Source organism: Aquabacterium sp., from assembly GCF_048860245.1.
Taxonomy (GTDB): Bacteria; Pseudomonadota; Gammaproteobacteria; order Burkholderiales; family Burkholderiaceae_C; genus Aquabacterium.
The window spans coordinates 1-11402 of sequence record NZ_JBLIZW010000052.1; the positions used below are offsets into that span (position 1 = coordinate 1).

10 protein-coding genes are annotated in these 11402 nt (G+C 62.6%); 4 read left to right on the forward strand and 6 right to left on the reverse strand.

Annotation, left to right across the window (positions count from 1 at the left end):
* Positions 1-94 precede the first annotated feature (94 nt).
* The 5 genes from ACMV18_RS06130 to ACMV18_RS06150 form a co-directional block, all read right to left on the reverse strand.
* Positions 95-463 (reverse strand): caspase family protein, encoded by a 369-nt coding sequence (locus tag ACMV18_RS06130; RefSeq protein WP_420817111.1) that lies wholly within the window; start codon positions 461-463, stop codon positions 95-97.
* On the reverse strand, positions 460-1122 hold the full coding sequence (locus ACMV18_RS06135) for a hypothetical protein (RefSeq protein ID WP_420817112.1): 663 nt from the start codon (positions 1120-1122) through the stop codon (positions 460-462). Before ACMV18_RS06135 ends, ACMV18_RS06130 begins: the two co-directional genes overlap by 4 nt.
* 4 nt (positions 1123-1126) lie before the next feature.
* Positions 1127-1822: an RNA polymerase sigma factor gene (locus ACMV18_RS06140; RefSeq protein ID WP_420817113.1), complete on the reverse strand. Its 696-nt coding sequence runs from the start codon at positions 1820-1822 to the stop codon at positions 1127-1129.
* A 26-nt stretch (positions 1823-1848) separates the two neighbouring features.
* Positions 1849-2352, reverse strand: coding sequence for a hypothetical protein (locus tag ACMV18_RS06145; protein WP_420817114.1), 504 nt, complete (start codon positions 2350-2352; stop codon positions 1849-1851).
* 107 nt (positions 2353-2459) lie between these two features.
* Positions 2460-2765, reverse strand: a complete 306-nt coding sequence (locus ACMV18_RS06150) for a hypothetical protein (RefSeq protein WP_420817115.1) — start codon at positions 2763-2765, stop codon at positions 2460-2462.
* A 318-nt stretch (positions 2766-3083) separates the two neighbouring features.
* Here ACMV18_RS06150 and ACMV18_RS06155 point away from each other — a divergent pair, with 318 nt between their 5' ends.
* Both ACMV18_RS06155 and ACMV18_RS06160 read left to right on the forward strand, forming a co-directional pair.
* A complete protein-coding gene (locus tag ACMV18_RS06155; protein ID WP_420817116.1) occupies positions 3084-4202 on the forward strand; it encodes a helix-turn-helix transcriptional regulator in 1119 nt (372 codons plus the stop codon).
* 21 nt (positions 4203-4223) lie between these two features.
* A complete protein-coding gene (locus ACMV18_RS06160) occupies positions 4224-5393 on the forward strand; it encodes a pyridoxal phosphate-dependent aminotransferase (protein ID WP_420817117.1) in 1170 nt (389 codons plus the stop codon).
* A 78-nt stretch (positions 5394-5471) separates the two neighbouring features.
* On the opposite strand, the gene ACMV18_RS06165 is transcribed toward ACMV18_RS06160, so the two are convergent.
* Positions 5472-6800: an Hsp70 family protein gene (locus ACMV18_RS06165; RefSeq protein ID WP_420817118.1), complete on the reverse strand. Its 1329-nt coding sequence runs from the start codon at positions 6798-6800 to the stop codon at positions 5472-5474.
* 173 nt (positions 6801-6973) lie between these two features.
* On the opposite strand from ACMV18_RS06165, the gene ACMV18_RS06170 reads away from it, so the two are divergent.
* Complete coding sequence (locus ACMV18_RS06170) at positions 6974-10081, forward strand: type VI secretion system Vgr family protein (RefSeq protein ID WP_420817119.1); 3108 nt, start codon at positions 6974-6976, stop codon at positions 10079-10081.
* The gene (locus ACMV18_RS06175) at positions 10074-11321 is read left to right on the forward strand and encodes an N-acetylmuramidase domain-containing protein (protein WP_420817120.1); all 1248 of its coding nucleotides are present in this window, start codon (positions 10074-10076) and stop codon (positions 11319-11321) included. Before ACMV18_RS06170 ends, ACMV18_RS06175 begins: the two co-directional genes overlap by 8 nt.
* The last annotated feature ends 81 nt before the right edge of the window (positions 11322-11402 follow it).

Consider the following 11402-nt stretch of genomic DNA (forward strand, 5'->3'; position numbering starts at 1 on the left):
ACCCCAATTGCGCCACTACAAAGCATTCATGCAGTTGCCACTACAAAACTTCCGCAAAAATGTGCATAAGTCGTTGATTCACATGGAAGCGGCTTCACCAAAAACGCGAAATCGGCATTTTGGTGTCGAACTCGGGCGCACCGACCCCCCCTTGGGCCAGTCGGTCGCTGAATTGGTCAATCGTCTGGCGCAGCGTGCGTCCATCGACATCGCGTACCAGAGTGGTCTGGTAGCCCAGCGACTTGAAGGTGTCGGCCATCAATTGCGCGTCATTGCCCGCGTTACGCAGGGCCGGCCACTGGGCGTAGCGTTGGTTGCCGATGACCAGGGCCCATTTCGGGGCCCTGTCGTAGTCAAAGCCGACAGCGGCCTGCGCACCCACCATGCTCAGCAGGGTGCTGTATCCAGCCATGCGAGCCATGCCGTGCAAGGCCTCGCGGCGGGTTGCTCGGGGTGAGGTCATGGTGCCTCCTGCACGCGCGTGGCCGACAAGACCACTGGGCTGTTGCGCAAGGCGGCCAAGACGCGGTCCAGCTGGTCCGCCGCAACGTGGACCTGATAGACCTGCTGTGCATCGGGCCCTTCCACGATCTGCAGGTGGTGCAGGCTCAGCAAATCATTGACCTGCTGCATCGTGGCGTCGGGTTGCAGATGCAAGGCGATGCGTGCGCTGGCGCCAGACGTGCCCGAGCGATAAATGGGTGCTTCGGCTTGAGGTGAGGCGGGTTCAGCCATGTCTTGCACGTCGTTCAAGCGATGTGTTTGCACGCCTAAACCTACTGCCAATGCCGCCATGGCCGCAGTGGCCAGTCCCATCGTGCTGGGGCGCTGCAACCAGGCCACCAGGGCGTGCAACCACGCGGGGGCAGCCGAGCCGTGCGAGCTCACGGCGTGCGGCAGATGGGCCATCACCTCGTCAAAGCTCATCACGGCCGGTCGGTCGGCTTCCCGTTGATGCAGGACCTCTCGGGTCAGTCTCGTCAATGTATGGGCCTGGTCCAGGTCGGCCTGCCACGTCGGGTGTTGTTGCAGGACCGTGGCCAGCCACTGTGCCTCGTCGGCTGGTAAACGGCCACAAGCGTGCAAGGTACAAGCGGCCAGAAAGCGTTGTCGTGTGTCCATCTGTTCACCTTGCAGTGGGTGCGGCCAGTCGCAGCAACGCGCCAACGCATTCGCGCATCTTGTCACCCGCGCGGGCCACCCACTTGCGCAACTGCTCTTCATTGCAAGGGGGGCGTTCGGGGTGCTGTGCGTTGAAAAGGTCGGCCAGTTCGCGATGGCTCAACTCGCTGTCGAGGGCCAGTTCATACACTTGCCGGTATGGCACCCGCCCGTCTGTGGGCAGCCGGTCCAGGCAGTTGGCCACGACATGGCGAATCTGGCTGGCATGGACCACCTGCTCGGGGCCGGGCATCGGGCAGGCAGCGGTGTCCATCCAGTCGGCGTCATCGTCGGACCAGTCATCCCCATGTGTGCGGTTGCCGTGAAACTTCGAGGGTTGAATCCAGCGGGTGGCCGATGCTTCTTTGCGTGCCACGGTCCGCGCACAGTTCAGGGCAATGCCTTTGACCCAGGCCATGACCGGGCCTTGCTGCCCGTCATAGCGGGCAGCAGACAAAAACACCTGGTTCCAAGACTCTTGTACGGCGGCGCGGCACAGGTCCGGACGCAGCATGAGGGCATGGGACACCGTGCGCTCCAGCGGACGCCGAACGGCGTCATAGAACGCGCGTTGCGCCTGGCGAGTGGCCTGATCCGGGCTCTGCCCCAGCGCAAACTGCTTGAGCAAGCGGCACAGCTCATCGTTGGGCAAGTCGTTCATGGTGGGCACCGTGCGTGTGGATGGCGTCAGTGTGTCGTGGCCGGTGGCGTGTCGTGCTTGTCCGCTTGGGGCTGGGCCAGTTTCTGCAGATCCAGCGTGACCAATTCTGGCAGGCGAATCGCGTTGATCATCAGGGTGCGTGCCTCGGCCAGTGCGCGCACGCAACGCAGCAAGATGCTGGACCAGCAACTCACAGGCTCCAGCAGCAGTTGGATGCTGAGGTGCACGCGGTTGTGCACGCTGTACGCTTTGACCAGCTTGCTGCGACGATTCACAAAGTCCACGGCTTGCATCACCTCCGTGCGCTCTTGCGCCGAGTCCCACTCCCAGACGAAGGGCACAACCAAACGCCCCCACTGAGGGTCCGCCGAGTCAAGGCACAGCAAATACGCCAGACCCTCACAGCGGAAGACGACGTCGCCATCGTCGTCGATCTCCCCCTTGAAACCTTCGCGGTCGAGGTAGTCGCAAATCTGCCGTGCGGTGTCAGAGGTGTGAGTCGGCAGGGTGGGGATGGACAAGGTGTGCATCAGCAAGCTCCTTTGAACGAGGCAGCCGACGGCCGCCCATGTTCACGATTTGCTTGCTGCGCCTGAAAGCGGACAACTATTTTTGAAACTGCGTGCCGGCGCTTGAATCACTTGCACTTGTAGGCAGTGCCGACCCACTCGTTGGTCATGCTGGTGCCCATCTGGGTCCACACCACATGAGTGGCCCCTTGCTCGACGGCGCTGTTCATCGCTTGTGCCTTGGCATTCTTAGAGCCAATGGACGCGCTCAAACCCACGAAGATGGCGTCGCTGCCATTGACGGGGCTGAGCTTTTTGCAACCGCGGACTTGATCCACGGACACCTCTTGAATCTTGTTGGGCGTCATCGTGGTGCACGCAGGCAGCGCGGCGGCAAAGGCAAGAACGAAACTGAGGGGCCAAAACTTGTTCATGGTTTTACTTTCTGCTGAAGGCCTGTGAATCATGGGCGATGGGGCCTGAGAGGAGGCCCCATTCTGGGAAAGTCATTCGATGACCGCATCATCCATTTGGATGATTTGCCGCAGAGGTGCTGTCCAAGACCCCGGTGGGCATGCTCGATGCATGTCTTTTGCTACGAGCCACCGAAAGCGGACAACTTTTTAGGTGTTGCGCAGGCACCCCGTTGATTCTTGCGGCCCGCGTTACGGCATACGATTCACATTCTGGAAATGCCCTGAAACGTTTGCATCATCCATGTGGATGATTTGCCTTCTCGGAGATCACGGCCGATGCAGTTGGATGACGCCTTGTGGGATGACCTGATTGGTGATCTCTACGATGCCGTCTTGCAGCCCGAGCAATTGGGCTCGGCGGTGCGGCGGTTTGAGTCCGTGGTGCAGTCAGACGGTTGCCATCTGTTCGCCACGGATGCGCAGATGAATCCACTGCTGCATGTGTGGACCCTGGACTGGGCTGACGAGCAAGCGATCTCGGCGGACTATTACGCCCATTACATTCACCTGGATCCACGCCGAGCCCACATGTTGAACACCCGGGTGGGCGAGGCGCTGCAATGCAGCCAGATCTATGACGAACGCTATGTCCAGCGCAGCGAGTTTTATCAGGACTGCCTGATTGCGTCGGGCGGGCGCTACGTCGCGGGGGGCAAGGTGCTGGAGCACTTGGGCATGGTGGGGTTCGCGGCGTTCAACCGTACCCAGGGGCGTCCTGATTTCAATGTGCAGGAGATGGCGGCGATTCGCCGGTACACGCCCCATTTGGCCCGTGCAGTTCGGATGCTGGCGGAACGGCAGCAATTGCATCTGCAGGCCGTGGCCAATGAGGAAGGGTTGTCGGCGCAGCGCATCGGCGTCATCGCCTTGGCCGCCACTGGGCGTGTGTTGTATGCCAATGCGTGCGGTGAACGGCAGATCAGCGAACTGGGCCAGCTGCGCGGGGCACTTTTGCAGTTGGAGCCGACCATCCAGTCAGCTGTGGCAGCGGCACATGCCACGCAGCAGCCACAGTCTTTGCAATGGCTGGGGCGGGTGCAGCAGCGTATGGCTGTTCAGATTTGGTCGGCACCGCGATCAGGGCGGGAGCGTTGGTTGCAAACCATGCTTCCCGGAACCTCCGGGGTGCACACCTTGTTGCTGATTCGACCGCTGGGCGAGTCAGCCGCAGTGACAGCGTCCATGCTGATGCAAGTGTTTGCCTTGACCGCAGCCGAAGCGCGCTTGGCCCAAGCCTTGGTCGGAGGCGCCACGCTGGACGACTGTGCACAACGCTTTTGCGTCAGCATCAACACCGTCCGCACCCAGCTGCGGGGCGTCTTGGGCAAGACGGGATGCAAGCGGCAGGCGGATTTGGTTCGCCTGTTGATGGGCATGTCGAGTGTGCTGACATAGTCCAGCTTGCGGCTTGGGGGTATGCTCAACTCCATGCCCAGCTACGCTCACTCCATCACCTCCCGCCTCCCCCAAGTCGGTACCACCATTTTTTCGGTGATGTCGGCGCTGGCGCAGCAGCATCAGGCCGTCAACCTGTCACAGGGTTTCCCGGACTTTGACGCCCCCGCCGAATTACTGTCACTGCTCGATCAGCACGCCAAAGCTGGCCATAACCAATACGCCCCCATGACCGGGGTTCCCGCATTGAGAGAAGCGATCGCAGCCAAAGTGAATGCACTGTACGGGGCGCAGTACGACGTCGAGGCCGAGGTCACTGTCACCGCAGGGGCCACGCAGGCGCTGTTCACGGCGGTGGCCGCCATGGTGCACCCTGGCGACGAAGTCATCGTCTTCACTCCGGTGTATGACAGCTATGGCCCCTCGATCGAGCTGCAGGGTGGCAAGGTGGTCTACGCACACCTGACCTTGCCGGACTACAAACCGGACTGGGACGAGGTGGCGCGCCTGATCACGCCGCGCACGCGCATGATCATGCTCAACACGCCCCACAACCCGACGGGCACCGTCTGGACGGCCGAAGACATGCAGCGCCTGATCGCGCTGGTTCGGGACACAGACATCGTGCTGGTCAGCGATGAGGTCTACGAGCACATGGTGTTTGACCAGGCTCGGCATGAAAGCGTCATGCGCTACCCCGAACTGGCTGAACGCAGCTTTGTCGTCTCCAGCTTTGGCAAGACTTATCACATCACCGGCTGGAAGGTGGCCTATTGCCTGGCCCCGCGTGAACTGATGGCCGAGTTTCGCAAGGCGCATCAGTTCATCGTGTTCACCGTGCACGCGCCGTCGCAATACGCCTTGGCCGACTTCATGAAGCGGCCCGGCTGGTACGAGCAACTCAAGGCCTTGTACCAGGGCAAGCGCGACATCTTCCGGCAAGCCTTGTCAGGCTCCCGGTTTGAGCTTTTGCCGTGTCAGGGCACCTATTTCCAGTGCGTCAAATATGGCGCCATCAGCGACGAGGGGGACCGTGCCTTTGTCGAACGCCTGACGCGCGAGCAGGGTGTGGCCGCCATCCCGGTGTCAGCGTTTTACCCGCAGGGGGACGATCACGGCGTGATTCGTTTCTGCTTTGCCAAATCCGCCGCGACCTTGGAGAAGGCGCTGGAGCGGCTCATCAAACTCTGATGCGGTGACTGTGTCACCCCGGTCACCGTTGTTGCGCGGCTCAGGGGGGCAACTCGGCCTGATCTGCCAGGACTGAGTTCAGTCGGCAAATAGCCGGGCGGCGTGCAGCCCCAGACCGGTGGCCACCGATGCCAGGCGGTCGCCGCGCACGGCGCGTGCTGCAGGGAAGGCGGCTTCCAGCTGATCGGTCAGCATCTTCAGGCCGGTCGAGCCGCCCGTGAAATACAGCGCACGGATGTCGCTGGCCCGGACGCCCGCTTGCTGCACGGTTTCTTTCGCGCACGCCACGATGCGGGCCAGGTCATCACGCAAGGCCTGCTCGGTCTGGTCGGCGCTGAGGTGGGCACGCAAGCCAGCCTCGATGAGGTCCAGCGCAATGTCGGCTTCGCCACCGCTGGCCACGGCGATTTTCGCCGCCTCAGCCTCGCCCACCAGTGCGTGTCCCAGGCGTTGCTGCACCACCTTCATCAGACGCTGGTGGTGCACCGGCTCCCCGTAAAAGTCGATCATGCTGCGCAGCTCGGCCACGCGTTGCGGCTGGTACACCGTGTTGATCAAATGCCAGGTGGTCAGGTCAAAGTAGACCCGGCTGGGCACCGGGCGCGGTGCCTGCCCCTGGATGCTGGGGCCGAACGCACCAAAGCCCAGCGGTGGCATCACGCTGGCCAGTGACACCCGGCGGTCAAAGTCGGTGCCGGCGATGTGCACGCCGTGGTTGGCCAGAATGTCATCGCGGCGTTCCAGTCGCTCGCGGCGCTCGGGGCCGACGCGCACCACCGAAAAGTCCGAGGTGCCGCCGCCAATGTCGGCCACCAGCACCAACTCTTCTTCGCGGGTGTGTTGCTCGTAATCGAAGGCGGCTGCGATCGGTTCAAACTGAAAAGCAATCTCCTCAAACCCCACGGCGCGCGCGGCGGCTTCCAGGGAGGCCTGCGCGGCGGCGTCGCGAACCGGGTCTTCATCCACAAAGAAAACGGGTCGCCCCATCACCACGCGGTTCAGGGCCTGCCCACCCGTCTTCTCGGCAAGGCTGCGCAGGTGGCGCAGGTAGCCGGTGATCACATCCAGGTACTTCACGCCCAGGCCGTTGCCCACCTCGGTGGTCTGGTCCACCAGCGCGGTGCCCAGGATGCTCTTCATCGAGCGCATCAGGCGGCCCTCGTAGCCGTCGATGTAGGCCTTGACGGCGGCGCGGCCAAAAGTGCGCGGCAGCGTGTCATCGCGCTGGGTGCCGCGCCAGGTGCCGGGCGGCAGGTCATCGGCATCCGTGCAATAGAACACGGCGGTGGGCATCGTCAGATGCTCGCCTTCCAGAGGCACCAATCGCATGGCCGAAGCACCGCTGCCATGTGCCGGGATGGCAATGGCGGAGTTGGAAGTGCCGAAGTCGATGGCGCAAAAGGACATGGTGACGGGCCCGATCGGGCAAATACAGCAGGGCGCGCGATTGTAGGCGCCTTGCCCGGTCCTTGCTGGCGGTAACCCTTGATTGCAATTTCCCCCCGCTGGCGGGGCCGGCCGATTCCCGCGCGCGCTTGAGAATGGCCCGCCATACAAGATCCAACATTCAGGTGAGTTTCATGAACCTTCCGTCGTGGGGCGGCATGGGGGCGCACGCGCGTGTGCCCGCTGCGTCGTTTGCCAGCTTGCATGACACCGTACGGCATGCAGGGGCGGATGCCCTGTCTCGCTTGCAGGCGCTTCTGTCTTTGGGGCAAGCCACCCGTTTGCTGCAGATGGAGACGGCGCTGCCCTCGACCACGCTGGTGGTCGAGCGTCTGCACCTGACCGAAGCCGTTCATGCCGAATCCCCGCTGTGGGCCGAGGTGGATTGCCTGAGCACCAGCGCGCACCTGCCCCTCAAGGCACTCAACGGTGAGCAGGTCAGCGTGCGTCTCATGCAGGCCGATGGCCAATGGCGAACCTGGCATGGCTATGTGGTGCGGGCTGCGCAGTTGGGGGCCGATGGCGGCTTGGCGCGCTACCGGTTGAGCCTGGCGGCCTGGACCCATTGGCTGACCTTGCGGCGCGACACCCGCATCTTTCAGGACCAGACCGCCGCCGACATCGTCAGCGACGTCATGGCCGCCTACCCGCAGGCCCATTTCCGGCTGGACGTGCGGCAACCTGGTCCGGTGCGGCCCATCACCACGCAATACCGTGAAACCGACTGGGCATTTGTCCAGCGCCTGATGGCCGAAGAAGGCTGGAGTTGGCGACTGACGCATCAGGGGGCGCCCACCTCGCCTCTGCCCGGTGAGCTTGCCGGGGCCCGCGCAGCACGCCACACCCTTGTGGTGTTTGACGCGTATGCCGATGCACCCGACTTGGGGCCCTTGCGATTCAGCCGCCCCGACATGCGCGGTGCAGGGGGCATGTGGGGCATCAGTCTGCTGGACAGCGGTTTCGCGCAAGACACCATCACCGCGTGGCGGGAAGGTCAGCAACTGACCCCCAACGTCGTGACCTTGGCCTCCTGGGATGAGCGACAGGTGGCGGGGGTGTCTGCTCAGGCCCGCCAAACAGCAGGACCTGGCCATGTGCCAGAACTGGAAGATTACCGTGGGCACGGTGAGCGCTGCCATGCCGACGGGCGCATTGACGATCCGCAGATCGGCCAAGCGGCAGTGGCCGAAGCCCGCGCGGCCGCTCGGCTGGCCGCCAGGACCCTGCCCCATCGCTTTGCTACCGGGGACAGCGCCGTGCGCACCCTGCACGAAGGGGCGGTGTTTGCTCTGACCGAGCACAGCCTGTACGGCTTGGCCGCGATGGCCTCGGGGCAGAACCGGTTTCAGGTACTGAGCGTGACCCACGAGGCCGCCAACAACCTGGGCTCGGAAGCGGCAACCATCTTGCGCCACAACGCCTTGGAGCAAGGCAGCTACCGCAATCACTTTACCGCGGTGCCGGTGGGCACGCGCTTGTTGCCACCGATCCCGGATCGCCCCACCGCACCCGGCCCTCAAACGGCCACGGTGGTGGCCCAGCCCGGCGAGCCTCTGACCACCGATCGCGATGGGCGCATACGCATCCAGTTTGCCTGGCAGCGTGGTGAGGCGCCTTTGCCCGGCGCCCTCACGGCACCCGAGTCCCCGACGGGGCGCACGACCGGACATGCTCCCGGCGACGCCCGCAGCGGCACCTGGGTGCGTGTCGCGCAAAGTCTGGCTGGCCCCAACTGGGGCACGGTGTTCACGCCCCGTGCCGGCACCGAAGTGCTGGTGTCGTTCATGGACGGGGACATCGATCGCCCAGTGGTCGTCGGCCAGTTGCACAACGGGCAGCACGATCTGCCGTGGCCTGCCGGGGTGGATGCTGGGGCGAACCACGGCGGGGTGCTGTCGGGCTGGCACAGCACGCACCTGGATGGACAAGGCGCCAACCAATGGCTGCTGGATGACAGCGCCGGGCAATTGCGCATGCGCCTGGTCACCCATGGCGCGGATTTGGGCTGGAGCGAGCTCAGCCTGGGCCACCTGGTGCAGCAAAGTGGCGCGGGCGGCGCCGGACACGCACACCGTGGGGCCTGGTTGGGCAGCGGCTTCTATGGCGTGACCGACGGGTGGGCCGTGCTGCGTGCCGGACAAGGTCTGCTGCTGACCACCTCGCCCCGCCCGGCGCGTGGCAGCAGCGTACACAGCACGCAAATGGACGCAGCAGAAACGGTGTCACAGTTGCGTGCGGCCCGCCAATTGGGCGATGCGCTGAGCCACAACGCACGCCAGCAAGGTGCGCAGGGCTTGGGCAGTCACGACGCCAATCAAGCCGTGCAACAGCATGCCGACGCGATGGACCCCGCGGCGCAAGGCCATTACAGCGGCACGGTGGGCGGGCAACCCGCGCGCAAGGCCGACGGCCGCACCTTGACCGATCCGGTCGAGTGCTTTGCCAAACCGCTGCTGCACCTGGACACACCGGTCAGTGCCAGCATCGTGGCCGCCGCCGATGTCAGCCTGTTCAGCGGGCAAGACACCAGCCTGAGCACCCACGGCGATCTGCACTGCACCAGTGGGCACACCTTCAGCGCCGTCAGTGGCCAAACCACCAGCCTGTACACCCACTCCGGCGGCATCCAGGCCATCACTGCCAAGGGGGCGCTGAGCGTGCGAGCCCATACCGACGCGCAGCAGATCTGGGCCGATCAAGACCTCACGGTGCAAAGCACCACCGACGAAATCCGCATCCAGGCCAGTCGCAGCATCACGCTGACGGCCGGGCAAAGCCAGATCGAACTCAAAGGCGGCGACATCACCTTCACCTGCCCGGGTACGTGGACGGTCAAGGGGGCCATGCATGAGTGGGGCGCGGGTGGGGGCGGCGGTGCGAGTTTGATGGCGTTGCCGAGTGGCGTGAGTGCCTCATGGCAGGGGAGGGCTCATGCAGCACCTAGTCTGGCATCGCCACTGTTCAGCGAAGCGTTGGGGTTCAGTGACTATCCGGCTGAATGGCTGCCTTTCAGCGGGGCGAAGTCGGTGGAGGTGTTGGATGGGGACCAGACTGTCGGTCACTTACTGGCCAGCCCGACAGATGAATTCACGGCCAGCTTGATCACCGCAGATGCCCTGCATGTGCGGTATGTAGTGTGCCTTGCAGCTCAATGGAGCATGGAGCAAGACATCCAGATCGCGGAGTCAGAGAACGACTCATGGAGAGCGAGCTCGACACAGGAGGTGTCCTCCGATGACTGAGGTGGCGATTCAAGATCCTTACCGGGTCAAAAAGGGGGACACGCTTGGCAAGATTGCTCGACTGAGCGGTCGGAGCGTAGCCGAATTGTGCCAACTCAATAAATTGAGCAATCCTCATAGACTGGAAACTGGTCAGACGCTGTACCTGTCCCAAGAAACAGCTTTTGGCGTGAGTGTGTTGTTTCTGGATGCGCTCAGGCACCCCATTGAGAACCTCAAGTTCAAAATCAAGTTCGACGGCCAAATCGCGGTGGGTCAAACAGGGTGTAACGGTTCTGGCGGACGGGTGATTACCCAGAGCGCCAAATCAGTTGTCGAAGTTCTGGTGCAAGACCTCACGGGGCAGTGGCGGCAAGTTTGTCAAACTGCATCCGATCATGGACACAAGCTCATCACACTGGTGAGCGGTTCATTGGTTTTTAAGGGCCAGACGCAGCCTCATCCACATGAGGCCCCCAACACGCCAGAGCCTGGAGGTGCCACCCTATCAGGGACGGGCGAGGTAGACACAAACAACCCTCATGTCCGAAAGAGGGTGGGCAAGGGCAAGCACGGACAGGCCATCATTCAGGTTGGCGTGGATATCCCAAGCGGGCTGCAAAAGCTATTTGATCTGTACAGGGACGAGCCGATTACAGCAACGCAGTGGGAAGATGCTGCGGATGCTTTGCAGTGCGAAGTCGCGGTTCTCAAAGCAATCGCAGAGGTTGAAACAAAGGGGGCTGCCTTTTGGCGACTGAATGCTGCGGAAGGTAAGCAAGTGCCAAGCATTTTGTTTGAGAGGCATTGGTTTAGGCGGTTGACCAACGGGGCGCACGACAAAACTCACCCTGACATTTCTGGGCCCGCTTACACGTCGGCAAAGGGGGCGGCTACGGCGGACCGCTATGGTTCTTATGCAATTAGTTATCTAAGGCTAATGAATGCCTATCGGCTTGATCCGGAGGCCGCGCTGGCTTCATGCTCATGGGGGAAATTTCAAATCATGGGTGGGGAGTTTGAGAACTGCGGTCAAGCATCCGCAAAAGCTTTGGTCTCACTGATGTGCGGTGGCGAAGCTGCTCAGTTACTGCCTTTGGTGGGTTTTATTCGCCATAAGGCAAATGGGAAATTGTGGGCCGCGGTGAAAAGGAAAGACTGGCCGCGGATTGCCCTTTACTACAACGGTGGTGAATACAAGAAAAACGCCTATGGATGGTCTGCAAAACCTCCGCATGCAGCCCTGAATGTGAGACAGTGACAGCATGAAGCAGATGAGCCTGAGCACCACTGGATTTGAACGCAAGACCAAGAGAACGCGCAAGCGCGAGTTCCTCGACGA